General features: G+C 75.4%; 22 protein-coding genes. 9 read left to right on the top strand and 13 right to left on the bottom strand.

The window, feature by feature from the left end; genetic code table 11:
- Nucleotides 1-5: 5 nt before the first annotated feature.
- From QWJ13_RS14350 to QWJ13_RS14335, 4 genes are all read right to left on the bottom strand, one after another.
- Nucleotides 6-743: a hypothetical protein gene (locus QWJ13_RS14350; RefSeq protein ID WP_316524482.1), complete on the bottom strand. Its 738-nt coding sequence runs from the start codon at nucleotides 741-743 to the stop codon at nucleotides 6-8.
- A gap of 91 nt (nucleotides 744-834) precedes the next feature.
- Complete coding sequence (locus QWJ13_RS14345) at nucleotides 835-1,392, bottom strand: PadR family transcriptional regulator (protein WP_316524480.1); 558 nt, start codon at nucleotides 1,390-1,392, stop codon at nucleotides 835-837.
- 28 nt (nucleotides 1,393-1,420) lie between these two features.
- A complete protein-coding gene (locus tag QWJ13_RS14340) occupies nucleotides 1,421-1,957 on the bottom strand; it encodes a YcxB family protein (protein ID WP_316524477.1) in 537 nt (178 codons plus the stop codon).
- Between the two features lie 134 nt (nucleotides 1,958-2,091).
- Entirely contained in the window at nucleotides 2,092-4,134 is a 2,043-nt protein-coding gene (locus tag QWJ13_RS14335) for an oxidoreductase (protein WP_316524475.1), read from the bottom strand.
- A 213-nt stretch (nucleotides 4,135-4,347) separates the two neighbouring features.
- Between QWJ13_RS14335 and QWJ13_RS14330 the strand changes: the two genes are divergently transcribed.
- Nucleotides 4,348-5,589: an FAD binding domain-containing protein gene (locus QWJ13_RS14330; RefSeq protein WP_316524473.1), complete on the top strand. Its 1,242-nt coding sequence runs from the start codon at nucleotides 4,348-4,350 to the stop codon at nucleotides 5,587-5,589.
- A 46-nt stretch (nucleotides 5,590-5,635) separates the two neighbouring features.
- On the opposite strand, the gene QWJ13_RS14325 is transcribed toward QWJ13_RS14330, so the two are convergent.
- On the bottom strand, nucleotides 5,636-6,211 hold the full coding sequence (locus tag QWJ13_RS14325; RefSeq protein WP_316524472.1) for a TerD family protein: 576 nt from the start codon (nucleotides 6,209-6,211) through the stop codon (nucleotides 5,636-5,638).
- Between the two features lie 122 nt (nucleotides 6,212-6,333).
- Nucleotides 6,334-6,750 (bottom strand): hypothetical protein, encoded by a 417-nt coding sequence (locus QWJ13_RS14320; protein ID WP_316524470.1) that lies wholly within the window; start codon nucleotides 6,748-6,750, stop codon nucleotides 6,334-6,336.
- Between the two features lie 93 nt (nucleotides 6,751-6,843).
- Between QWJ13_RS14320 and QWJ13_RS14315 the strand changes: the two genes are divergently transcribed.
- The 3 genes from QWJ13_RS14315 (at nucleotide 6,844) to QWJ13_RS14305 (ending at nucleotide 7,767) form a co-directional block, all read left to right on the top strand.
- Nucleotides 6,844-7,137: a hypothetical protein gene (locus tag QWJ13_RS14315; protein WP_316524469.1), complete on the top strand. Its 294-nt coding sequence runs from the start codon at nucleotides 6,844-6,846 to the stop codon at nucleotides 7,135-7,137.
- Between the two features lie 74 nt (nucleotides 7,138-7,211).
- Entirely contained in the window at nucleotides 7,212-7,415 is a 204-nt protein-coding gene (locus QWJ13_RS14310) for a CopG family transcriptional regulator (protein ID WP_316524468.1), read from the top strand.
- Between the two features lies 1 nt (nucleotide 7,416).
- Nucleotides 7,417-7,767, top strand: a complete 351-nt coding sequence (locus QWJ13_RS14305) for a VOC family protein (protein WP_316524466.1) — start codon at nucleotides 7,417-7,419, stop codon at nucleotides 7,765-7,767.
- A 51-nt stretch (nucleotides 7,768-7,818) separates the two neighbouring features.
- Here QWJ13_RS14305 and QWJ13_RS14300 read toward each other — a convergent pair whose 3' ends face one another.
- Both QWJ13_RS14300 and QWJ13_RS14295 read right to left on the bottom strand, forming a co-directional pair.
- Nucleotides 7,819-9,384 carry a glycerol-3-phosphate dehydrogenase/oxidase gene (locus QWJ13_RS14300; protein ID WP_316524464.1) on the bottom strand — a complete coding sequence of 522 codons (1,566 nt, stop codon included), beginning with the start codon at nucleotides 9,382-9,384 and terminating at the stop codon, nucleotides 7,819-7,821.
- On the bottom strand, nucleotides 9,381-9,983 hold the full coding sequence (locus QWJ13_RS14295) for a TetR/AcrR family transcriptional regulator (RefSeq protein WP_316524463.1): 603 nt from the start codon (nucleotides 9,981-9,983) through the stop codon (nucleotides 9,381-9,383). Before QWJ13_RS14295 ends, QWJ13_RS14300 begins: the two co-directional genes overlap by 4 nt.
- Nucleotides 9,984-10,057: 74 nt before the next feature.
- Between QWJ13_RS14295 and QWJ13_RS14290 the strand changes: the two genes are divergently transcribed.
- The 3 genes from QWJ13_RS14290 (at nucleotide 10,058) to QWJ13_RS14280 (ending at nucleotide 14,026) form a co-directional block, all read left to right on the top strand.
- Nucleotides 10,058-11,626 carry an FAD-binding oxidoreductase gene (locus QWJ13_RS14290; RefSeq protein ID WP_316524462.1) on the top strand — a complete coding sequence of 523 codons (1,569 nt, stop codon included), beginning with the start codon at nucleotides 10,058-10,060 and terminating at the stop codon, nucleotides 11,624-11,626.
- Nucleotides 11,623-12,531 (top strand): diacylglycerol kinase, encoded by a 909-nt coding sequence (locus QWJ13_RS14285; protein WP_316524460.1) that lies wholly within the window; start codon nucleotides 11,623-11,625, stop codon nucleotides 12,529-12,531. The genes QWJ13_RS14290 and QWJ13_RS14285 overlap by 4 nt, the downstream gene beginning before the upstream one ends.
- A 349-nt stretch (nucleotides 12,532-12,880) precedes the next feature.
- A complete protein-coding gene (locus QWJ13_RS14280; RefSeq protein WP_316524459.1) occupies nucleotides 12,881-14,026 on the top strand; it encodes a Cmx/CmrA family chloramphenicol efflux MFS transporter in 1,146 nt (381 codons plus the stop codon).
- 135 nt (nucleotides 14,027-14,161) lie between these two features.
- On the opposite strand, the gene QWJ13_RS14275 is transcribed toward QWJ13_RS14280, so the two are convergent.
- From QWJ13_RS14275 to QWJ13_RS14260, 4 genes are all read right to left on the bottom strand, one after another.
- Nucleotides 14,162-16,687 carry an FtsX-like permease family protein gene (locus QWJ13_RS14275; RefSeq protein ID WP_316524457.1) on the bottom strand — a complete coding sequence of 842 codons (2,526 nt, stop codon included), beginning with the start codon at nucleotides 16,685-16,687 and terminating at the stop codon, nucleotides 14,162-14,164.
- Nucleotides 16,684-17,529, bottom strand: coding sequence for an ABC transporter ATP-binding protein (locus QWJ13_RS14270; RefSeq protein WP_316524454.1), 846 nt, complete (start codon nucleotides 17,527-17,529; stop codon nucleotides 16,684-16,686). Before QWJ13_RS14270 ends, QWJ13_RS14275 begins: the two co-directional genes overlap by 4 nt.
- A 111-nt stretch (nucleotides 17,530-17,640) precedes the next feature.
- Nucleotides 17,641-18,429, bottom strand: coding sequence for an aminotransferase class IV (locus tag QWJ13_RS14265; protein ID WP_316524452.1), 789 nt, complete (start codon nucleotides 18,427-18,429; stop codon nucleotides 17,641-17,643).
- Entirely contained in the window at nucleotides 18,422-19,396 is a 975-nt protein-coding gene (locus tag QWJ13_RS14260) for a GNAT family N-acetyltransferase (protein WP_316524451.1), read from the bottom strand. The genes QWJ13_RS14265 and QWJ13_RS14260 overlap by 8 nt, the downstream gene beginning before the upstream one ends.
- 340 nt (nucleotides 19,397-19,736) lie before the next feature.
- On the opposite strand from QWJ13_RS14260, the gene QWJ13_RS14255 reads away from it, so the two are divergent.
- The gene (locus QWJ13_RS14255) at nucleotides 19,737-20,948 is read left to right on the top strand and encodes a glycosyltransferase 87 family protein (RefSeq protein ID WP_316524450.1); all 1,212 of its coding nucleotides are present in this window, start codon (nucleotides 19,737-19,739) and stop codon (nucleotides 20,946-20,948) included.
- Nucleotides 20,855-22,039 (top strand): glycosyltransferase family 4 protein, encoded by a 1,185-nt coding sequence (locus tag QWJ13_RS14250; protein WP_316524449.1) that lies wholly within the window; start codon nucleotides 20,855-20,857, stop codon nucleotides 22,037-22,039. Before QWJ13_RS14255 ends, QWJ13_RS14250 begins: the two co-directional genes overlap by 94 nt.
- On the opposite strand, the gene QWJ13_RS14245 is transcribed toward QWJ13_RS14250, so the two are convergent.
- A complete protein-coding gene (locus QWJ13_RS14245; RefSeq protein ID WP_316524446.1) occupies nucleotides 22,011-22,373 on the bottom strand; it encodes a hypothetical protein in 363 nt (120 codons plus the stop codon). The genes QWJ13_RS14250 and QWJ13_RS14245 overlap by 29 nt on opposite strands.
- Nucleotides 22,374-22,380: the final 7 nt, after the last annotated feature.

Genomic DNA, 22,380 nt, shown 5'->3' with positions numbered 1-22,380 from the left:
ACGGTTCAGGCGCGCTGTCCGGTGGGGACGGCGGTGACGGGCGTGGTGCTGCCCGCTTTGGCGCCGAGGGTGCGTTCGACCTTGGCGACGGCCTTGCGGTACTGCGTCGAGGCGGCCTGCTTGGAGTCGCCCATGCGCTCGAAGTAGCCGAAGGCCATGGCCACGTTGCCGAAGCGCTCGATGCCGACGTAGCCGTTGAGTTGGACGCCGGCCAGGGTGCCGGTGAGATGGACGGCGGGGGCTTCCTTGCGGTCGCCGAGGGTGACCGGGCTGACGGTGAAGGTCACCCTGTCGTTGGCGCCGCCGTTGAAGGTGATGCTGTGGCAGGTCCGCAGGGCGTCGGCGGCCGTGTTGTAGTCGGCGGTGAGCCGGTCCGTCGCCTCGGCCGCGAGGGCCTGGGTGACCATCGGGGTGCCGTTCGGGCCGTCGAGCGCGACCGCGGCCTGCGGGATCCGCGTACCGGTCCGGGCGGAGTGCATGGTGATCAGGGCGTTGAGCCCGGCGCAGCCGGTCACCGGCTCCGCGGTCCCGCCGGAGCCGGCAGAGCCGGCGCCCTGGGTCACCGGGGTCGCGGTCCAGCCCGGGCCGAGGTCGGCCGCGGTCAGCAGGGCCGACTTCAGTCGGTCCGCGGTGGGCAGTGGCGGGGCGGTTGCGGCGGGTGCCGGCTGGGCCGCCGGGCCCAGGGCGACCGCCACGACGGCGGCCGCGGCGGTGAGGGCGTGGATGGGCCTGGAGAGAGACATACGGGCCCCCGGTCGAGAGTTCGGGCAGGGACGGAGCCACCAGTGTCCCACCGGGCGCCGAGCCAGGCGCGCGGGCCGACATCCGCGCAGGTCAGGGGCTGTTTCCGGAGTCGGGATCGACGGCGGGCAGGCTCTCCAGGGTCTCGGCGAGCCACTGCACCCAGAAGGCCTCCAGCCCGATGCCGGCCCGCAGCACCGCGTGCTGGAGCCGGTTCTCCTCCGCCGCCCGCTCAACCGGGAAGTCGCGCCGCTCGATCTCCCGGTAGTCGGCCAACTGCTCGCGGTGCAGGGCGAGATGGCGCTCCAGGTCGGCCGCCAGTCCGGCCGTGCCGACCACCGCGGCCGCCCGCAGCCGCAGCAGCAGCGGCTCCCGCAGGGCGCGCGGCTCCGAACTCTCGGCCGTCCAGCGGGCCAGTTCGGCGCGACCCTCCGGCAGCACCTCGTACTGCTTCTTCTGCCCGCGCACCGGCCCGGTCGGTTGGAGCGCCCGGATGTGCCCGGACGCCTCCAGCCGGCCCAGTTCGCGGTAGATCTGCTGGTGGGTGGCGGACCAGAAGAAGCCGATCGACTTGTCGAACCGCCGGGTCAGCTCCAGCCCCGAGGACGGCTTCTCCAGCAGGGCGGTGAGGATGGCGTGCGGCAGAGACATGCCGTCGATCGTACGGGGAGCGGTCCGGTCAGAGCGCCGTGGCGTGCTCGGCGAGCAGGGCGCGCAGTCGGTCGGGGTCGGCGGTGCCGCGCTTGGGCAGGATGCTCAGGCAGGCGTTGCTCTTGTCGCCGCTGAGCAGGACGAACAGCCCCGGGGTCTCCACGTAGGACGGGGTCGCCTGCCAGGTCAGGGTGCTGCTGGACTGGCGGTTGGCGATGGTCACGCCGGACGCCTCCACGGTGACGTGGAACTCGCCCTTGTCGGCGGCCAGTCGGTGGAACTGGCGCGCCTGGAGCCGGGGCACCAGCAGGAGGAAGGCCGCGCCGACGAGGAGCGAGATCACCCCCGGGGCGTCGATCCCTTCCCCCTTGGCGAGCCCCGACGCGGCGCCGATCACGGCGCACGCCGCGACCACGTACAGGCCCTTCCGGGTGCGTCGGCCCGAGCGCGTCGACCGGGCCCGGGCGGCCAGCGCCTCCTGGTAGTCCCCCATCGTCGGCGTGTACGCCAGCTCGATCCGCTCGTCCACCGCCGGTCTGTGCGCCGACCCGACCTGCTCGTCCATCGACTCGCTCCCCCTGATCCGTTCTTGATCCACTCTGTGGCCCGCGGATCCTAGCAACAACGGGCGGACGGGCGGCAAGGGGTTTCCCGGGTCGGCCTCCCGCGCCGGGTGGGGCGGGAGGCCGGCCCGGGCCGTCAGAGGGAGGCGGCCAGTTCGGTGCCCTGCTTGATCGCCCGCTTGGCGTCCAGTTCGGCGGCCACGTCGGCGCCGCCGATCAGGTGCGCCGGGAGGCCGCGCTCGCGCAGCGCCTCGTACAGGTCGCGGCGCGGCTCCTGGCCGGTGCAGAGCACCACGGTGTCCACCGGCAGCAGTTGGCGCTCGCCGTCCACGGTGATGTGCAGACCGGCGTCGTCGATCAGGTCGTAGCTGACGCCGGGGACCATCACCACGCCGCGGTGCTTGAGTTCGGTGCGGTGGATCCAGCCGGTGGTCTTGCCGAGGCCGGCGCCGACCTTGCCGGTCTTGCGCTGGAGCAGGTGGACGCTGCGCGGGGGCTTGGGCCGCTCGGGGGCGCGCAGGCCGCCGCGGTCGCGGTACTCCGGGTCGATGCCCCACTTCGCCTGGAACACCGTCGGGTTGAGGCTCGCCGCGTCGCCCTGGTCGGTGAGGAACTCGGCCACGTCGAAGCCGATGCCGCCCGCGCCGAGGATGGCGACCCGCTCGCCGACCGGCGCGCCGTCGCGCAGCACGTCGAGGTAGCCGAGCACGCTGGGGTGGTCGATTCCCGGGATGTCGGCGGGAGTTCGCGGGGTGACGCCGGTGGCGAGGACGAGTTCGTCGTGGCCCGCCGCGGCGAGCTGCTCGGCGGTGACGGTCGCGCCGAGCCGCAGCGTGACGGCCAACTCGGCCAGCCGGGTGCGGAAGTAGCGCAGCGTCTCGTCGAACTCCTCCTTGCCGGGGATGCGCCGGGCGATGTCCAGCTGCCCGCCGATCTTCTCGGCGGCGTCGTACAGGGTGACGTCGTGGCCGCGTTCGGCGGCGGAGACGGCGAAGGCGAGTCCGGCCGGGCCGGCCCCGACGACACCGATCCGCTTGCGCGACTTGGTGGGGCCGAGGACGAGTTCGGTCTCGTGGCAGGCGCGCGGGTTGACCAGGCAGGAGGTGATCTGGAGGTTGAAGGTGTGGTCGAGGCAGGCCTGGTTGCAGCCGATGCAGGTGTTGATGGCCTCGGCGCGGTCGGCCCGGGCCTTGGCGACGAAGTCGGCGTCGGCGAGCAGCGGGCGGGCCATCGAGACCAGGTCGGCGCTGCCTTCGGCGAGCAGCCGCTCGGCGATCTCGGGGGTGTTGATGCGGTTGGTGGTGACCAGCGGGATGCCGACGGTGCCCATCACCTTCTTGGTCACCCAGCCGAAGGCGCCGCGCGGCACCGAGGTGGCGATGGTGGGGATGCGGGCCTCGTGCCAGCCGATGCCGCTGTTGATGATGCTCGCCCCGGCGGCCTCGACGGCCTGGGCGAGCTGGACGACCTCGTCCAGAGTGGAGCCGCCGGGCACCAGGTCGAGCATGGAGAGGCGGTAGACGATGATGAAGTCCTCGCCGACCCGCTCGCGGACCCGGCGGACGATCTCCACCGGGAAGCGCATCCGGCGCTCGTACGGGCCGCCCCACTCGTCCTCGCGGCGGTTGGTCGCGGCGACGATGAACTCGTTGATCAGGTAGCCCTCGGAGCCCATGATCTCGACGCCGTCGTACCCGGCGCGGCGGGCGAGTTCGGCGCAGCGGGCGAAGTCCTCGATGGTCTGCTCGACCTGCTCGGCGGTGAGCTCGTTGGGCGTGAAGGGGCTGATCGGGGCCTGGATCGCGCTGGGGGCGACCAGGTCGCGGTGGTAGGCGTAGCGGCCGAAGTGCAGGATCTGGAGGGCGATCTTGCCACCGGCGGCGTGCACCGCGTCGGTGACCACCCGGTGCTGGTCGGCCTCCTCCTCGGTGGTCAGCATCGCGCCGCCCTCCCAGGGGCGCCCGGCCTCGTTGGGGGCGATGCCGCCGGTGACGATCAGGCCGACGCCGCCGCGGGCCCGCTCGGCGTAGAAGGCGGCCATCCGCTCGTAGCCGCCGGGGGCCTCCTCCAGGCCGACGTGCATCGAGCCCATGATCACGCGGTTGGGCAGGGTGGTGAAGCCGAGGTCGAGCGGGCTGAGCAGGTGCGGGTAGCGGCTGCTGCCGGGGTGGGCGCTCATCGACGTCTCCTGGGGCGCGGGCTGGGGGGCGTTGTTACCGCAGAGTAGGGGACGGGCGGGGCGGTGTGCAACAAGTTGCAAAACAGCCCGCACCCCTTTGCCGACGAACACGGGACCTGCCCCGGGAGGGCGGCGTATCGTCGTCTCCCGGGAGTCGTCCCGGACCTCGTCGGGGACATCACAGGGCATCGCGAGCTCGGGAGAGGGGCGACTGTGCGGGGTGGCTCGGTGGCCGTGGTCGGCAGCAGCATCGCCGGGAGCGCCTTCGCCGGCGCCGCCGCGCGGCTCGGCGCGCGGCGGGTGGTGGTGCTGGAACGCAGCCCCGGCCGGCTGGAGGACCGGGGTGTGGGGCTGTGCACCCACAACGACCGCTTCGACGAACTGGTCCGGGCCGGGCACCTCGGCGCGGACACCCGCCGCCACCGCCTGACCGTCCGCCGCTGGGTCACCCGGGGCGCGCCCGGCGAGGGCGACGGGCCGGACGGCTGCGGGCGGCTGCTCTGGGCCCAGCCCTTCCCGTTCCACTCCCACCACTGGGGCGTGCTCTGGCAGGCGCTGCGCGAGCGGACGCCCGAGCAGGTCGAGTTCCGGCTGGGCACCACGGTGAAGGCGGTCGGCAACGAGCCGGACGGCGCCTGGGTCGAGGCGGGCGGCGGCCGCGAGACCTACGACCTGGTGATCGGCGCCGACGGCTACCGCTCGGTGGTGCGCGCGGCGGTCTGCCCGCGGGCCGAGCCCGAGTACGCCGGTTACGTGTGCTGGCGCGGCAGTTACGACTCCGCCCTGCTGGCCGAGCTGCCCGGCGGCGCGGCGCCCTGGCCGCAGGAGCAGTGCATCACCGTCTGCTACCCCGGCGGCCAGGTGGTGATCTACCGCATCCCCGGACTGGAGCCCGGCAGCACCCGGGTGAACTGGGTGATGTACGCCCCCACCCCCGGCTGGCTGCGGCTGGACGGCCCGACCAGTATCCCGGCGGGCAGCCTCACCGACCGGCAGCTGGACGAACTGCGGCAGCTCGCCGAGCGGCAGCTGCCGCCGTACTGGGCCGGCCTGGTCACGCTCACCCCGCGGGAACGGACCTTCCTCCAGCCGATCTACGACCTGGCGACCCCGCGCCGCACGGCCGGCCGGCTGCTGCTCGGCGGGGACGCGGCCACCGTGGTGCGCCCGCACAACACCAGCGGCGCGGTGAAGGCCATGCAGGACGCCCACGCCTTCGAGCTGGCCGCGCGCGAGGCCGGCTCCTGGCCGGCCCTGATGGCCGCCTACGACCGCGAACGGACCGCCGAAGGGCGGGAGTTGGTGAACTTGGGTCGCACCCTCGGCCGGGCCCAGGTCACCGAGGCGCCGGACTGGTCGCGGATGGACGAGCCGGCCATGACCGCCTGGTGGCAGCGGCAACTCAGCAAGGACGAAAGGGGATTCGGCGGCCACGCGCTCGGCCGTACCGACTGAGCGCTCGCGACGGCCGCCGAAACCCCTGTCGACTCGCGGTGGAGCGTCAGACGTTGACCCCGTAGTCGGTGGCGATGCCGCGCAGGCCGGAGGCGTAGCCCTGGCCGATGGCGCGGAACTTCCACTCGACACCGTTGCGGTACAGCTCGCCGAAGACCATCGCGGTCTCGGTCGAGGCGTCCTCGGTCAGGTCGTAGCGCGCGATCTCCTGGCCGTTGGCCTGGTTGACGATCCGGATGAACGCGTTGCGCACCTGGCCGAAGTTCTGGAGCCGGGCGTCGGCGTCGTAGATCGACACCGGGAAGACCACCTTGGCCACGTCGGCCGGGACGGCGGCCAGGTCGACCTTGATCTGCTCGTCGTCCCCGTCACCGCCGCCGGTCAGGTTGTCGCCGCTGTGCTCGACCGAACCCTCGGGGCTGCGAAGGTTGTTGAAGAACACGAAGTGCTGGTCGGAGACCACCTTGCCCAGCGCGTTGCACAGCAGCGCACTGGCGTCCAGGTCGTAGTCGGCCCCGGTGGTGGTCCGCACGTCCCAGCCGAGTCCGACGATCACGGCGCTCAGACCGGGCGCCTCCTTGCTGAGCGAGACGTTGCCGCCCTTGGCCAGCGAAACTCCCACAATGCCCTCCTCGGATCTCTCCCTGTGGACGAATCTACAACACTGTAGAGATCACGAGAATCCATCCGGAGGCGGGCCCCGCCCCCGGGATTCCTCAGGGTCCCCGAGGCAGGGCCGGCCGGTCACTGCCCGGCGTCGATCACGATCCGCAGCGCGCCGTCCTCGGCCAGCGCCCGGCGGCCCCAGTCCAGCAGCAGGCCCAGCACCTCGCGCTCGGCGGCCGGGAGCCGGGCCCGGTCGACCTGCTCGATCTCCCGGACCAGCGCGGCCATCGACGGCTGCTTGATCCGGCTGCTGAAGTCGAGATCCGGCTCATGGCGGGCCAGGGTGGGCAGGGCCCGCTCCCCCAGGCGGCGCAGGACGGCCCGCAGCGCGCCGCCGTCCGCGTAGGCGGCCAGCCGACCGGTCCGGGGCGCCGGGCCGCCCTTGCGGCCCGTCCGCGCCTTCACGGGCACCCGGTACAGCCCGAGGACGTACTCGTCCTCGGCCGCCTCGCCGCCCGGGCCGTACGGCCGCGGGCCGCCTGTCGCGCTTCGCATGCCGAGCACCCTAGCGACCTTCCCGCCTACACTGACCTGGGATCCACCCCCTTGGATCTCCCCTCGCCACAGGCCCTGTCGCCGGAGGTCCCGATGCGCCAGCGGTACAGCTTCCACCTCGACCGGGACGGGCACTCGGTGACCGTCAACGTCCGCTCCGGCTGGATCACCGAGACCGAGCTGCTGGTCGACGGCAAGGAGTGCGCCTTCCATCGCGTCCACGGGCACGGCGCCTATCCGCTGACCCTCGCCGCCCAGGTCGCCGAGGAGCCGCCGACGCCGCTCGCGGTGCGGCTGGAGCGCACCGGGCGGGCCGAGCAGCCGCTCTCCTGCGTCCTGGAGCTGGCCGGCGCCGAACACCCGATGCCCGAGCGCACGGCGCGCTGACTCCGCCGCCCCTCGTACGGCCGCATCTTCCCGGGGCTACCTTGCTAGCAAGCTATGGTGCTAGCATCATGGGTGTGGGAGACGAGGATGTGAAGCAGTTCAACGTGTACCTGCCGATCGGGCTGATCAAGCAGGTCAAGTTCCGCGCCGTCGAGCAGGAACTGTCGCTGTCGGCACTGGTCGCCGAGGCACTGCGCGCCTACCTCGGCGACGCCCCCGCCGCCCAGCAGGAGCAACCGTCCGAGAAGTCCGTCGAGAAATCCGTCGAGGAGGACTGAGATGACCACCGAGGGCATCGAAGCCGTGTTCATGGAGACCCACAACTGGGGCAAGTCCGTGAAGTTCTTCCAGGGCCTGGGCTACGAGCTGGAGTTCGCCACCGACCACAACTCCGGCCAGCTGCGCAAGGGCGACAGCCCCACCCTGTTCATCGCCGAGATCCCGGCGGACCGGCAGCCGCAGGTGCAGCTGGTGCTGAAGGTGGCGGACGCCGACGCCTTCCGGGCCGGCGAGGGCGTGGCGCTGGAAACCCCGTTCGAGGACACCCACTTCGGCACCCGGATGGCGACCGTCCGCGACCCCGACGGGCGGGCCTGGAGCCTCCAGGCGCCGCTCAAGACCGACTCGTAGCGGCAGCGGGACCGGGCCGGTGCGGCGAACTGCCGCACCGGCCCGCCGCGTTCAGCGGAGTTCCGCGACGATCTCCTCGACCGCCGAGCGGGCCCGCTCGGCGTCCGCCGGGACCAGCCCGATACGGGTCCGACGGTCCAGCACATCGGCCGCGTCCAGCGCGCCCTCGTGGCTGACGGCGTAGGCGATCTCGGCGCGGGTCACGTCCAGGCCCTCCGCGATCGGCGTCAACTCCCCCGCCGCCAGCACCTCGTGGGCCGCGCCCCCGTGCCGGGCGAGCAGCGAGTCGGGCGCCTCCCCGCCCTGCGCCCTGCCGCCCGGAAGCGGCCGGCTGTCCCGGTGGCCGGGGGCGCCGACCAGCGGCAGCCGGGCCGTCCAGCAGGTCCGGGCGGGCAGACCGCGCAGCCGCACGGCGGCGTCCACCGCGTCCTGGGCCATCCGGCGGTAGGTGGTGAGCTTGCCGCCGACCACGGTGACCACCCCGGACGGGGACTCCAGCACCGCGTGCTCGCGGGAGATGTCGGCGGTGCTGCCGTCCCCGGTGTCGATCAGCGGGCGCAGCCCGGCGTGCGCGCCGCGCACGTCCTCCCTGGTCAGGGCGGTGGCGAGGGCCGCGTTGACGGTGTCGAGGAGGAAGGACAGCTCGGCCTCGGTGGGCCGCGGCTCGTCCGGGATCGGGCCCGGGGCGTCCTCGTCGGTCAGGCCGATCGCCACCCGGCCGAGCTGCTGCGGCAGGGCGAAGACGAAACGGCTGGTGGAGCCGGGCACCGGCACCGTGAGGGCCGCGGTCGGGTGGCCGAGCAGTTCGGCGTCCACCAGCAGGTGGGTGCCCCGGCTGGGCCGGAGCCTGATCGAGTCGTCCACCTCGCCCGCCCAGACGCCGGTGGCGTTGACCACCGCACCGGCCCGGACGGTCAGTTCCTGCCCGGTCAGGGTGTCGACCAGCCGGGCCGAGGTGCCGGTGACGTCCTCGGCGCGCACCCTGGTCAGCACGTTCGCGCCGTACTGCGCGGCGGTGCGGGCCAACGCGACCACCAGCCGGGCGTCGTCGACGAGTTGGCCGTCGTGGGCGACCAGCGCGCCGCGCAGCCCGTCCGTGCGCACGCCCGGCACCAGCCGGCGGGTCCGAGCGGCGTCGATCCGGCGCACCCGGGGCAGCAGCGCGCCCGGGGTGCCCGCGCTCAGCCGCAGCGCGTCCCCGGCGTGGAAGCCGGTGCGGATCAGCGCGGCTTGGCCGGGGCGCAGCAAGTCCGGGAGCAGCGGCACCAGTTGGGGCAGTGCGCGGATCAGGTGCGGGGCGGTGCGGGTCATCAGCACACCGCGCTCCACGGCGCTCTCCCGGGCCACCTTGATCCGCCCGGAGGCGAGGTAGCGCAGGCCGCCGTGCACCAGCTTGGAGCTCCAGCGGCTGGTGCCGAAGGCCAGGTCGCGGGCCTCGACCAGCACCGTGCACAGGCCGCGCGCGGCGGCGTCCAGGGCCACCCCGGCGCCGGTGACGCCGCCGCCGATCACCAGGAGGTCGATCCGGGGAGCGTCGCCGAGCGTTTGGAGCTCCAGCTCCCTTCGGGTGGCGTCGAGTCGGGAGGTGCCGGCGTACGGGCCTGCGGTGCGGGTCATGGCGCGAGGTATCCGTTCAGCGCTCTGGCCAGTTCGCGCCGCCAGGCCGCCTCGGGCAGCAGGGAGGCGACCATGCGGTGCGACTGGACGGTGGACTGGGCGATCAGCAGGACCATGGCGGCCAGTTCGAGCGGTTCGCCGGCCCGGATCGAGCCGTGCGCCTGGCCCTGCTCGATGCCGGTGCGCAGCGCCTCCAGCAGTCCGCGCTGGCTGGCGCCGAGCCGTTCGACGACGTACCGGAGCAGCAGGTCGGAGTCGTCGGAGTGGAGCAGTGCGCCGATCACCGGGTGGTCGCGCAGCCGGACGGCGATCTCCACGGTCCGTTCGACGAAGGCCTCCCGGTCCTCGCCGGCGGGCGCGGCGCCCTCCAGGGTGGTCAGGATCTCCCGGGTGAGCAGCGCGCCGATCACCGCCCGGACGTCCGGCCAGCGGCGGTAGACGGTGGGGCGGCTGACTCCGGCGCGGCGGGCGATCTCGGCGAGCTGGGTGCGGCGCACGCCGAGGTGGACGATCAGGTCGGCGGCGGCGTCCAGGATCGCGTCGTCGGTGCTGCGCTCCCCGGGGGGCGGGGTCTGAGGCTCGGCGTTACTACTTGACATGATGTGTGAAACTGTAACGCATGGCACCTGAGACGCAAGCGGGACCGGCCGGCGCCGCGCTTCCGCTCCCCCCGATGAAGTGGGACGCCTGGGGCGACCCGGCCCTCGCCAAGGAGCTGTCCGCCGACATCAAGGGACTGCTCGCCGCCGCCCTCGGGGTCACCGGAGACGCCGCCCCCGGGCCGAGCGCCGACGAGGTCGTGCTGCTGCCGTCCCGGATCTCCGCCGAGGACCTCAAGGCGCTGGCCGCCGCCGTCGGCGAGGCCCACGTCAGCGCCGCCGACGCCGACCGGCTGCCGCGCGCCGGCGGCAAGTCCACCCCCGACCTGCTGCGCCGCCGCAGCCGCGAGCCGCAGGACGCGCCCGACGCGGTCGTCCTGCCCGGCACCGAGCAGGAGATCGCCGCCGTCCTCGCGGTGTGCGCCGAACGCCGCATCGCCGTCGTCCCGTTCGGCGGCGGCACCAGCGTGGTCGGCGGCCTCGCCCCCGAACGCGGGGCCTTCGAAGCCGTCGTCTCGCTCGACCTGCGCCGCTTCGACCGCCTCCACACCCTCGACGAGACCTCCGGCGAGGCCGTCCTCGGCGCGGGCCTCACCGGCCCGGCAGCGGAGGCACTGCTCGCCGAGCGCGGCTGGGAACTCGGCCACTACCCGCAGAGCTTCCGCTACGCCACCATCGGCGGCTTCGCGGCCACCCGCTCCTCCGGCCAGGACTCCGCCGGATACGGGCGCTTCGACGAGATGGTGCGCGGGCTGCGCGTCGTCACCCCCGCCGGGGTGCTCGACCTCGGCCGCGCCCCCGCCTCCGCCGCCGGCCCCGACCTGCGCCAGCTCTTCCTCGGCTCCGAGGGCACCCTGGGCGTGATCACCGCCGTCCGCTTGCGCGTTCACCCGCTGCCCGCCGTCAAGGCGTACGAGGCGTGGAGCTTCCCCGACTTCGCCACCGGCACGGCCGCGCTGCGCGCCGTCGAACAGCAGGGCACCGGCCCGACCGTGATCCGGCTCTCCGACGAGGCCGAGACCATGGTCAACCTCGCGATGACCGAGCAGATCGGCGGCGCCCCGGCGGTCAGCGGCTGCCTGGCCGTCACCGTCTTCGAGGGCAGCGCCGCCCAGGTCGCCGCCCGCCGGCAGCTCACCCGGGACGTCCTGCTCGCGGCCGGCGGCACCTCGCTCGGCGAGGGCCCCGCCCGGGCCTGGGAGCACGGCCGGTTCGGCGCCCCCTACCTGCGCGACTCACTGCTCAGCGCGGGCGCGCTGTGCGAGACCCTGGAGACCGCCACCAGCTGGGAGCGGCTCGCCCGGCTGCGCACCGCCGTCACCGAGGCGCTCACCGGCGCGCTGCCCGGCTCCCTGGTGCTCTGCCACATCTCGCACGTCTACCCGACCGGCGCCTCGCTCTACTTCACCGTCGTCGCCGCCCTCGGCGAGGAGCCGCTCACCCGCTGGGGCGCCGCCAAGCGCGCCGCCGGGGACGCCATCGTCGGCGCGGGCGGCACCATCACCCACCACCACGCCGTCGGTGCCGACCACCGGCCCTGGATGACCGAGGAGGTCGGCGAGTTGGGCGTGCGCATCCTGCGCGCCGTCAAGGCCGAACTCGACCCGGCGGGCATCCTCAACCCCGGCAAGCTGATTCCGTGACCGGCGTGAGAACCGTCCGCAGGGTCGCCGTTCTCACCAACCCGGCGGCGGGAATCGGCCACGCCGGACCCGCCGCCCACCGGGCCACCGCCCGGCTGCGGGCCCTCGGCCTCCAGGTCGAACCGCACGCCGGGCGCTCCCCCGAGGACGCCGTGCGCCTCGCCCGCGAGGCGGCCGCGGACGGCGTGGACGCGGTGGCCGTGGTCGGCGGCGACGGCATGATCAACCTCGCCCTCCAGGCCCTGGCCGGCACCCCCGTCCCGCTCGGCGTGATACCGGCCGGCACCGGCAACGACCACGCCCGCGAGTACGGCCTGCCGCTCGGCGCCCCCGAGGCCGCCGCCGACGTGATCGCCGCCGGGCGCACCCGGGGCGTCGACCTCGGCCGGATCACCGGCCCCGACGGGGCGGTGCGCTGGTACGGCACCGTCCTCGCCACCGGCTTCGACTCCCTGGTCAGCGACCGTGCCAACCGGCTGCGCTGGCCGCGCGGCCGGATGCGCTACAACCTCGCCATCGTCGCCGAGTTCGCCAACCTGCGCCCGCTGCCGTTCCGGATCACCCTCGCCGACGGCACCGTCATCGAACGGGACCTGACCCTGGCCGCCGTCGGCAACACCCGCAGCTACGGCGGCGGCATGCTGATGTGCCCCGCCGCCCTGCCGGACGACGGCCTGCTCGACGTCACCCTGGTCGACGCCATGCCCCGGCTGCGGATCGCCCGCTTCTTCCCCACCCTCCTCAAGGGCGCCCACACCAGCCACCCTGAGGTCACCACCCTGCGCACGGAGTCCCTGCGGATCGAGTCCCCGGGCATCACCGCCTACGCCGACGGGGAGTTCATCGCCTCCCTCCCGGTGGATGTCGCGGTGGCGAAGAGCGCCCTGCGGGTGCTGGTGCCGTGAGACCTCCCGCCGTGGCCCGGCGCCCGCGTGGTCGCGGCGGGACGGGACGGGACGGGGCGGGACGGGACAGGGCGGGACGGGGCAGGTCGCGGCGGAACGAACGGCTGTGAGCCGCCCCGGGCGGGCGGGAAACCCGGGTGCTCGGGCGGTGGGCGGTCCGGTAGCCTGCGGGGCATGTCGAGCCCTGAGGCATCCAGGGTGGGGGCTTTCGGTCACGCGCCGTCAGCCCCCTGAATCTCCGGAAACCCCGAGTGTTCCGGGCGAGCGCCGTGTCCGCGCCGCCCGGGGGCTGAGCGTGCGGTGACGAGACGTCCGTTCCTCGTTCCCACCGCCTCCTCGGAGCCTCTCGATGCCCCTCCCCCTCTATCTGCTCGCCCTGGCCGTGTTCGCCATGGGCACCTCGGAGTTCATGCTGGCCGGGCTGCTGCCCGGCCTCGCCGCCGACCTCGGCGTCACCGTCGGTACGGCCGGCGGGCTCACCTCGGCCTTCGCCGTCGGGATGGCCGTCGGCGCGCCACTGATGGCCGTGCTCGCCCGCGGCCGGACGGGGCGCGGCAGCCTGCTCGGGTTCGTGCTGGCCTTCGCGGCGGCGCACGCCGTCGGGGCCGTGACCGCGAGCTTCCCCGTCCTGCTCACCACCCGGGTGGTCGCCTCGCTCGCCAACGCCGGGTTCCTGGCCGTCGCCCTGACCACCGCCGCCGCCCTCGTCCCGGCGGACCGCAAGGGGCGGGCGCTCGCCGTACTGCTCTCCGGGACGACGGTGGCCACGGTCGTCGGCGTCCCGGGCGGGGCGGTGCTGGGCTCGCTGTTCGGGTGGCGCGCCGCGTTCTGGGCCGTCGCGCTGCTCTGCCTGCCGGCCGCCGTCGGCCTCGCCACGTTCCTTCCGCCCGTTGCCGCTTCGACCGACCGGGCCGCCCCGGCCCTGCGCGCGGAGCTCGCCGAACTGCGCCGCCCGCCGCTGCGGCGCGCGATGCTGCTCGCCGCGCTGGTGAACGCGGCGACCTTCGGCGGCTTCACCTTCCTCGCCCCCGTGGTCACCGGCCCGGCCGGACTGGGCGAGCTGTGGGTGCCGGTCGCCCTGGTGCTGTTCGGCGCCGGCTCGTTCGCCGGGGTCACCGTCGCCGGGCGGCTCGCGGACCGGCGCCCCGACCTGGTCCTCGCCGTCGGCGGGCCGCTGCTGCTGGCGGGCTGGCCCGCCCTCGCCGCCTCGGCCCACGTGCCCGGCGCCTTGCTGCCGCTGGTGTTCCTGCTGGGCGCGCTGTCCTTCGCGGTCGGCGCCACCCTGATCACCCGGGTGCTGTACGAGGCGTCCGGCGCCCCGACCCTGGCGGGCGCCTACGCGACCGCCGCCCTCAATCTCGGCGCCACCACCGGCCCGCTCCTCGCCGCCACCACCCTCGGCACCCCGGCGGGCGATCTCGGCCCGTGCTACACCGGCGGCCTGTTGATCGCGGCCGCGCTGCTGGTCGGGGCGGTACGCCGACCGGTCGGCTGAGCCCTCTGCGGGCGGGGCGTACGCGCCTGATTGTCAGGGCTCACTCGGCGCCGGGCCCCGACGGGGCACGGCCCGGTCCCGACCGGGCACCAAGCAGGGGTGCCCTCGATCGAACGTCGAGGGCACCCCTGTCCGCTACTGCCGCGCCGTGCCCAGGGCCGCCGGGCGGGTGCGCAGGAGCGCGCGGACCGGCAGGCCGGTGGCGGCGAGGCAGAGCAGCACCGCGCCGGCGACCAGCGGCAGGGCGAGCGTCGGCGGGACGTACGGGGTGGAGTCGGCCACGCCCCGGGCGACCGGCACCAGCGTGATCCCGGCGATGGCCGCGCCGACGGCCAGCCCGGTGACGGCCACCAGGAGCGCCTCCCAGCGCATCATGCCGCGCACCTGGCCGCGGGTGGTGCCGGCCAGCCGCAGCAGGGCGACCTCGCGGCGCCGGTCCAGCACCGTCATCACCAGGGTGTTGGCGGCGCTGACGGCGGCGAACCCGCCGAGCACACCGGCCATCACGGTGTTGGCCCAGCCGCTGATTTCCAGGTCCTTGTCGGACTGGGCGACGAACCCGGCCCGGTCGGTCACCGAGGCCTCGGCCAGCTTGCCCAGCCCGGCGGCCACCGCCGCCCGGTCGGCCCCGGGCGCGTCCGCGACCAGCACCTGACTGTCGTACCCGGCGGTGACGTGCTCGGCCACCGCGGCCCGGGGCAGCAGTGCCTGGCCGACGCCCAGCCCGCGCTGGTACACCGCGACCACGGCGGGCCGTACGGCGGTGCCGTCGCCGAGCCAGAGCGGTACCCGGTCGCCGACCTTCGCGCCGAAGGCGTCGGCCATGGTGGTGCTCAGCGCGATGGTGTCGGGGGCGCGGCCGAGGTCGGCGAGCGAGCCGCTGCGCACGCCCAGGTCCAGCACCTTCGGCAGCCGGGCCGGGTCGCCGTCGACGCCGAGCACGGGGGCGGAGGCCAGCCGGCCCGCGTTCTTGAACACCACACCGGTGCGCAGCACGCCGACGGCGGTGTCCACGCCGCGCACCCCGGCCGCCCGCTCGGCCGTCCCGGCGGGCAGGCCGGGGCCGGTGGCGCCGACCACGTGGTCGGCGGTGACGCCGGCCCGGACGTTCTCGCCGCTGGTGTGGCGCACGGTGCTCTGGAGCACCAGCAGGGTGCCGCAGAAGGCGGTGACCAGCACGATCGGGGTGATCGCGGAGGCCAGTCGGCGGGCGTTGGCGCGGGTGTTGTCGGCGGCCAGCGAGCCGGGCGCGCCACCGGCCCGCAGCGGGGTGCCGAGCACCACGGCGGCGGCCCGGGCCAGCCGGGGGCCGAGCAGGGCGACGGCCAGCATGAAGCACATCACCACGCCGAGCGCGGTCTGGGCGGCCTTGGCGCCGTCCAGGGAGGTGGCGACGACGGCGGCCGCGATGCCTCCGGCGACGAAGACCAGGCCGAGGACGGTGCGCGCCCGGCCGGGGCGGGGCGGTTCGGCGGCGGCCTCGCCGAGCGCCTGGGCGGCGCGCATCCGGGACGGCCGACGGGCGGCCAGCAGGCCGGCGGTCAGCGCGGCGAGGGTGCAGGCGAGGACGGCGGCGAGCATCGGCAGCGGGCCGACGTCCAGGCGTAGGCCCGCGGGGACGGCGCCGCGTTCGACCAGCTGCCCGAACCACCAGCGGGCCAGGGCGAGTCCGGGCAGGATGCCGAGCGCGGCGGCGAGCGGCGCGACCAGCATCGCCTCGGCGGCGATGGTGCGGCGGATCTGGCGCGGGGTGGCGCCGATCGCGCGCAGCAGGGCGAACTCGCGGGCGCGCTGGCCGGTGGCGAGGGCGACGGTGCTCATCACCACGAAGATCGCGGTCATGGTGGCGTAGCCGCCGAAGGTGCCGCCGAGGGCCATCAGCATCTGGCGGGCGTCGCCGAGGGCGGGGTGCTCGACGGTGCCGCGATCGTCCCCGGTGAAGGTCTCGGCGGCGCCTCCGACGGCTTGGCGGACCTGCGCGGCGAGCGCGGCGGTGGACACGCCCTCGCGGGGCTGGACGGCGATGGCGTCGATCCGGCCGGGGTGGCCGGAGATCCGGTCGGCGGTGGCGTCGGCGAACCAGGCGGTGGGGCCGGCCTGCTGGGCGGCGGCCAGGCCGGAGACCCGGTAGCTCGCGGTGCCGCCGGGCGCGGCGAGCGTGAGGCTCGCGCCGGGTGCGAGATGGGCGGAGTGCGCCGTGTCGGCGTCCAGCACCACCTCGTTCGCGCCGGGCGCGCGGCCCTCGACCAGGGTGTCGCCCGGCCCGGCGATGCCGAGCGCGGCGAAGCCACGGCCGGTCAGGGCCGGGGCCCGGTCGGTGGCGGGCAGCGGGAAGGCGGTGTCCGGGCGGGCGGCCGCGACCCCGGGCAGGGCGGCCAGCCGACCGACCAGCGCGGCGTCGGCGCGGACCCGCTCGGGGGTGGCCTGCTCGATGGTCTCGGTGTCCTCGCCGACCTTCATGCGGATCTTCACCGACTGGTCGGCCGCGACCACCACCGGGGCGGCGGCGTACCGCTCGGCCTTGAGGCTCGCCGTCAGGCCGGTCTGCAGCAGGGCTCCGCAGGCCACCACCACGGCGGCGGCCAGCACCAAGGCGACCAGGGTGCCCGCGAAGGAGGCGGGGCGAAAGCGCACCGAGGAGCGCGCGAGTCCGTTCGTCATGCCGCCGCTCCCACCGGCCGGGCGGTCAGGGCGACCATCCGGTCCGCGACGGCCTGCGGGCTCGGGTACGGCAGCTCGTCCACGAGCGCGCCGCCGGCCAGGAACAGCGCCCGGTCGGCGAAGGAGGCCGCCACCGGGTCGTGGGTCACCATCACCACGGTCGCGCCGAGCGAGTCCACGGCCTGCCGCAGCAGGTCCAGCACCTCGTGCGCGGTCCGGGTGTCCAGGGCGCCGGTCGGCTCGTCGGCGAACACCACGTCCGGGCGGGTGATCAGCGCGCGGGCGATCGCCACCCGCTGCTGCTGGCCGCCGGAGAGCTGGCCGGGCCGCCGCGAAGCGTGCTCACCGAGGCCCACCCGCTCCAGCAACTGCCGCGCCCGGGAGCGGTCCTGACGCTCCCCGGCGAGGCGCTGCGGGAGCAGCACGTTCTGCTCGACGGTCAGCGAGGGCAGCAGGTTGAAGGCCTGGAAGACGAATCCGATCCGGCTGCGGCGCAGCTTGGTGAGCCGGTTCTCGCTCAGTGCGGTGATGTCCTCGCCACCGAGCCGGACCTGCCCCGCGTCCGGGCGGTCCAGGCCCGCCGCGCACTGGAGGAAGGTGGACTTGCCGGAGCCGGAGGGGCCCATCACCGCGGTGAAGCTGCCACGGGCGAGCGCCAGGTCGATCCCGCGCAGCGCTCGCACCGCCGTCTCACCGCGCCCGTAGCTGCGGCACACCCCGCGCAGCTCGATCGCGGGGGCCGCCGGTGGCACCGCCCCGTGCGGGGCCGATCCGTACGGGTCGCTGCCGTACGGGGCGGTGCCGTACTCGTCGGTCCTGCTGCGGTCTTGGCGGCGTGCCATGGGTGGGCCTTCCTTCGGTGCTGCGTTGCTCGTCGTCAACGCGTTCCAACCTAGGAAGGACGGGCCCCGCGGACCATGCAGGCCACCGGCGGACCGGGGGTGGGGTTATCCCTACACCGGTTCTGCGGAAACCCCCAGGTAGGCGGCTCGCAGCTCGGCCAGCACCGGGTGGGCGGGGTCGAAGGCGGTGCCGTCCACGGCCGCCAGCGGGCGCACCCCGACGCCCGCGTTCACGGCGAAGGCGGCGCTGAAGCGGTCCAGTCCGGCGGCGGGCAGCGGCTCGCGGGACTGCGGCCCCCGGTACGCGCCGGACAGCAGGGCCTCGGTGACGCCGGGCAGGCTCGGGCCCTGCGGCCAGACCAGCTTGCCCTCGGCCAGGAAACCGACGTTCCAGGTCGCGCCCTCGACCACCAGAGCGTCCTCGTCGACCAGCAACACGTCGTCGTAACCGGCGAGTTGGGCCTGTCGACGGTGGTGGACCAGGCCGAACAGTCCGACGTGCTTCACCTCCGGCAGCTCCCGCCGGTAGGCCGTGGTGCGCACCCGCAGCGGGGCGGGCGCGGCCGCCGCGGCCGGACGGGTGGTCACCAGCAGAGCGGGTACGGCCGGCGCGGCGGGCCGCTCCAGGCCGAGTGCCGGGTCGTACACGGTGACCCGGACGGTCACCGGCGCGCCGTCGGCGGGCAGCACCGCGGCGATCCGCTCGCGCACCACCGCCCGGTCCAGCTCGGCACCGAACACCACCCGGCAGTCCCGGACCAGCCGGTCCAGGTGCAGCGACAGGCCGCGCACCCGGCCCGCCTCGGCGCGCAGGGTGGTGAAGTGCCCGTAGTTGAGCAGCCCCAGCGCGGCCAGCCGCGCCGGGTCGGCGGGGGCGCCGTCGATCTCGATCTCAGCCATCCCCCGAGTCTGCCAGCTGCGGGGACGGGCCCAGGGAGGGGACGGCATCGGGCGTCGGCCCCGGCACCGCCACCGGGCGGTACGGGCTCGCGAACGGTCGGCCCGCCGCCCGGGCGGCCCGCTCGAACTCCTCGATCCGGCAGGCCAGCCCCTCCGGCTCCCCGGCCTCCGACCAGCGCCACGCCTCCGACCACCACTGCGGGCCGCGCACCATGGGCCGTCCGGCCAGCGCCAGGCACAGGGCCAGCGTGGAGCGGGCGTACTCGTGCACCCAGCCGTCACAGCCCCGGTAGTCCGCCGTCTCGTCCAGCCGCAGCCAGCGGCCCTCCCGCCCGGCGGCCAGTATCGGCACCCAGCCGCGCGACCGGTCCGCGACCAGCAGGAGCAGTCGACCGTCCTCCTCCCGCACCCGCTGCAACGGGAGTTGGGGCATCCGGGCGAAGGACAGCGAGTGCTTCCAGCCCACCACCCACAGCCCCCGGCGCAGGTAGTAGCGGACGGCCGGCTGCCAGGTCCAGTGCGCCTCCAGCCGGAACCCCGGCAGGCCCTCGGCGGTGGCCGCCTCGTACACGGCGTCCAGCGCGGCGGCGGCCAGGCCCCGGCCACGCGCCGCCGGGGTCACGTAGAGGGAGGAGACGGCGAGTTGGCTCGGGCCCTTGGTCCAGTTGTCCACCGCGACGGTGCCCACCGCCGCGCCGGCCTCGTCCTGGATCCAGTAGCGGCGCCGGTACAGCTCCCCGCCCGGCCACTCCCGCCCGCTCTCCCCCAACCGCTCGCGCCACCCGCGCTCCGCCGGCGGCGCCAGCCCGTCCGGGTCCACCCGCTCGCCCAGCTCGCCCTCCACCAGGGACGCCAAGTCCCAGAGAGCGAACCGCCGTTCCTCCCCCGGCCCGACCGCCCGCAGCCGCGGCCCCGCCGCCAACCGCTCCTGCGCCCGCTCCACCGCCGCACCCCACGACCTCAGCACACGGCGAGGATAGCGGGGAGGCGGGGACGATCAGTAATCCACCGGCCACCGAGTGCCACGGCCCGGGACCGGGGAAGGCGAAGGAAACCCTGCCCGCTCGCCGCACACCCCGGACGACAGCACCCGAGCCACCCCGCTACCCGCACGGGGCGCCGCGGACCTACGGCCCCGCCGGGGCCACCCCGCCGGCGCACGGTGGTAGGGGAAACCCGACCACAGGACTCGACCTGGCCGTGCTGACCCCGCCGAGCTGCGCCGATGCAATGGAGCGGTGACGAAACGGGCGTGGTGGTGGTGCGGCGGATGGCTGGTCGCGGCGGGATGGGCGGGGGCGTTCCCGGTGGTCTCCGGGCTCGGGCCGCACCGGAGTTGGGGAGCCTGGGCGGCCTGCGGGTACCTGCTCGCGGCGCTCGTCGCCGCGCTGCCGCTGCGGCGCGGGCGTGAGGTGTCGGTGGCGGTCGCGGCCGTCGGGGCGGTGCTGGTGCCACTGCTCCTGCTGGTCCTGGACGGGCGGGGGCAGAGCGAGGTCGGGGTGATCGAGCGCTCCGGCTCGCTGCTGCTGCACACCGGCACGCCGTACCTGGCCGACCCGCAGGGCGTCGAGGAGTACGACCCCTATCTGCCCGGAATGGCCCTGCTGGGCCTGCCGCGCGCGCTGCTCGGCCACTCCCCCTCGGGCGACGCGCGGCTCTGGTGCGCGGCCGTGTTCGCCGTCTGCGTACTGCGGACGGTCCCCGCCGGACGTCGGCTCGGTGCCGCCGCGCTCACCGCCTCGCCGGTGGTCGCGCTGCCGCTCTGCGTCAGCGGCGTCGATCTGCCGCTGGCCGGCCTCTGCCGGCTCGCCCTGGTCCGCGCCGCCGAACGGCGGCCGGTGGCGGCCGGGTTGGCGCTGGCCGCCGCCGGCTCGCTGAAGTGGACGGCCTGGCCCGCGCTCGCCGTGGTGGCGGCCCTGCTGGCGGCCACCGCCGGACGGCGGGCCGCGCTGCGCGGGGCGGCCGTCGCGCTGGGGGCGGCGGCGGTGGCGGTGCTGCCGGTGGCGCTGCGGGCCCCGGGACCGCTGGTGGAGCAGGTGTTCGCCTTCCCCGCCGGGCGCGGCCGGCTGCCCACCCCGGCCGCCAGCCCGCTGCCCGGGCGGCTGCTCGCCGACCTCGGCCCGCCCGGCTGGTACGCCGCCGTCGGCCTGCTGCTGCTCGCCGGACTCGCCATCGGGGCCGGCCTGTTCACCCGTCCGCCCCGCACCGCCACGGCCGCGGCGCACCGGCTGGCCCTCGGGCTGACGGCGGCGTTCCTGCTGGCACCCGCCGGGCGGTTCGGCTACCTCGCGCTGCCTCTCGTCCTCGTCCTGCTCCCCTTCTCCTCCTCCTTCTCCGTTCCGAAAGGCCTGCCATGGGCACCACCCTCGTCGTCAGCAACGACTTCCCGCCGCGTCAGGGCGGCATCGAAACCTTCGTCCGGGCCATGGCCGACCGCGTCCCCGGCCATGACGTCGTCGTCTACACCTCGTCCGAGCCCGGCGCGGAGTGCCATGACGCCGCTCTCCCCTACCCGGTGATCCGCGACCGCGCCCGCACCCTGCTGCCCACCCCGCGGGCCACCCGCCGGGCCGCCGAGATAGCCCGCGCCCACGGCTGCGACCGGGTCTGGTTCGGTGCCGCCGCCCCGCTCGCCGCGATGGCGCCCGCGCTGCGGCGACTCGCGCCCGACATCCGCCGCAGCGTCGCGACCACCCACGGCCATGAGATCTGGTGGGCCCGCACCCCGGGCGCCCGCGGGCTGCTGCGCCGGGTCGGCCGCGGCACGGACGTGGTCACCTACCTCGGCGCCTACACCCGGGCCCGGATCGCCCCCGCGCTCGGGCCGGACGCCCGGCTGGCGCGGCTGGTGCCGGGCGTCGACACCGCCGTCTTCCGGCCGGCCGCCGCCACCGGCGCGTCCGCCGCCCCGGTCGTCCTCTGTGTGGCGCGACTGGTCCCGCGCAAGGGCCAGGACATGCTCATCCGCGCGCTGCCCGCGATCCGCCGGGCCGTGCCCGGGACCATCCTGGTGCTGGTCGGCCGGGGCCCGGACGAGGACCGGCTGCGCGGCCTGGCCAACCTGTACACCGAGCCGGGCAGCGTGGTCTTCGCCGGTGGCCTCGACCACACCGGAACGGCCGCCCACTACGCCGCGGCGGACGTCTTCGCGATGCCCTGCCGCACCCGTCGGCTCGGCCTGGAGGCCGAGGGCCTCGGGATCGTCTACCTGGAGGCCGCCGCGGCCGGGCTGCCGGTGGTGGCCGGCCGCTCCGGCGGCGCCCCGGACACCGTCCTCGACGGCGTCACCGGTACGGTCGTCGACGGCCGCGCGCCGGCCGAGGTGGCCGCCGCCCTGACCCGGATCCTGCTCGCCCCGCCCGCCGAACGCGCCCGGATGGGGGCGGCGGGGCGGCGCTGGACGGAGGAGCACTGGACCTGGGAGGCCTCGGCGCGGCGGCTCACCGAACTGCTGGACCCGGAGATGCCGTTGCCCGAACCGGGCGCGGCCGCGACTCCGGCCGCCCCGGTCATTCCGGCTGCCCCCGCCGCTCTGGCCTCCCCGGTCATTCCGGCTGCCCCCGCCGCTCCGGCCGCCCCGGTCATTCCGGCTGCCCCCGCAACTTCCTGACCAGTCCGGCGATCGCGGCCGCGCCGCCGGCGGCGCGGACCGCCGCCACCCAGTTCCGCGCCTGGCCCGCCAGGTCCTCCCGGCTCGGGCAGGAGAAGCTGAACAGCCAGACGTGAGCGGACAGATCACGCTCCGAGACCGTCCGCCACTCCTCGCCCCCGGCCTCCGTCAGCCTGTCCTGACAGGCGGCCAGCGCCGAGTCCCCGTCCCCGTCCCACTCCTGTCGCAGCCAGAGCAGGAAGTTGGTCTGGGCCGTCGTGGTGTCGTCCCTGGTCGCCTCGCCCTTGAGCATGCGGTTGACGAGTGCGCTCTGCGGTTCCCGTGTCCTTGCCATGACGCCA

The organism is Kitasatospora brasiliensis (assembly GCF_032654805.1).
In the GTDB taxonomy this organism is placed as follows: domain Bacteria; phylum Actinomycetota; class Actinomycetes; order Streptomycetales; family Streptomycetaceae; genus Kitasatospora; species Kitasatospora brasiliensis.
Note: the sequence above shows the minus strand (reverse complement) of the source record. Positions and strands in the feature narration are given on the sequence as shown.

Bases quoted from the DNA above. Each gene is read 5' to 3' on its own strand.
- QWJ13_RS14265 (WP_316524452.1), bottom strand. From the start codon at position 18,429: ATGGCTGAGATCGAGATCGACGGCGCCCCCGCCGACCCGGCGCGGCTG.
- QWJ13_RS14250 (WP_316524449.1), top strand. From the start codon at position 20,855: ATGGCCGACCGCGTCCCCGGCCATGACGTCGTCGTCTACACCTCGTCC.
- QWJ13_RS14300 (WP_316524464.1), bottom strand. From the start codon at position 9,384: ATGACCCGCACCGCAGGCCCGTACGCCGGCACCTCCCGACTCGACGCC.
- QWJ13_RS14280 (WP_316524459.1), top strand. From the start codon at position 12,881: ATGCCCCTCCCCCTCTATCTGCTCGCCCTGGCCGTGTTCGCCATGGGC.
- QWJ13_RS14245 (WP_316524446.1), bottom strand. From the start codon at position 22,373: ATGGCAAGGACACGGGAACCGCAGAGCGCACTCGTCAACCGCATGCTC.
- QWJ13_RS14345 (WP_316524480.1), bottom strand. From the start codon at position 1,392: ATGTCTCTGCCGCACGCCATCCTCACCGCCCTGCTGGAGAAGCCGTCC.
- QWJ13_RS14295 (WP_316524463.1), bottom strand. From the start codon at position 9,983: ATGTCAAGTAGTAACGCCGAGCCTCAGACCCCGCCCCCCGGGGAGCGC.
- QWJ13_RS14335 (WP_316524475.1), bottom strand. From the start codon at position 4,134: ATGAGCGCCCACCCCGGCAGCAGCCGCTACCCGCACCTGCTCAGCCCG.
- QWJ13_RS14315 (WP_316524469.1), top strand. From the start codon at position 6,844: ATGCGCCAGCGGTACAGCTTCCACCTCGACCGGGACGGGCACTCGGTG.
- QWJ13_RS14275 (WP_316524457.1), bottom strand. From the start codon at position 16,687: ATGACGAACGGACTCGCGCGCTCCTCGGTGCGCTTTCGCCCCGCCTCC.
- QWJ13_RS14320 (WP_316524470.1), bottom strand. From the start codon at position 6,750: ATGCGAAGCGCGACAGGCGGCCCGCGGCCGTACGGCCCGGGCGGCGAG.
- QWJ13_RS14350 (WP_316524482.1), bottom strand. From the start codon at position 743: ATGTCTCTCTCCAGGCCCATCCACGCCCTCACCGCCGCGGCCGCCGTC.
- QWJ13_RS14290 (WP_316524462.1), top strand. From the start codon at position 10,058: ATGAAGTGGGACGCCTGGGGCGACCCGGCCCTCGCCAAGGAGCTGTCC.
- QWJ13_RS14305 (WP_316524466.1), top strand. From the start codon at position 7,417: ATGACCACCGAGGGCATCGAAGCCGTGTTCATGGAGACCCACAACTGG.
- QWJ13_RS14340 (WP_316524477.1), bottom strand. From the start codon at position 1,957: ATGGACGAGCAGGTCGGGTCGGCGCACAGACCGGCGGTGGACGAGCGG.
- QWJ13_RS14270 (WP_316524454.1), bottom strand. From the start codon at position 17,529: ATGGCACGCCGCCAAGACCGCAGCAGGACCGACGAGTACGGCACCGCC.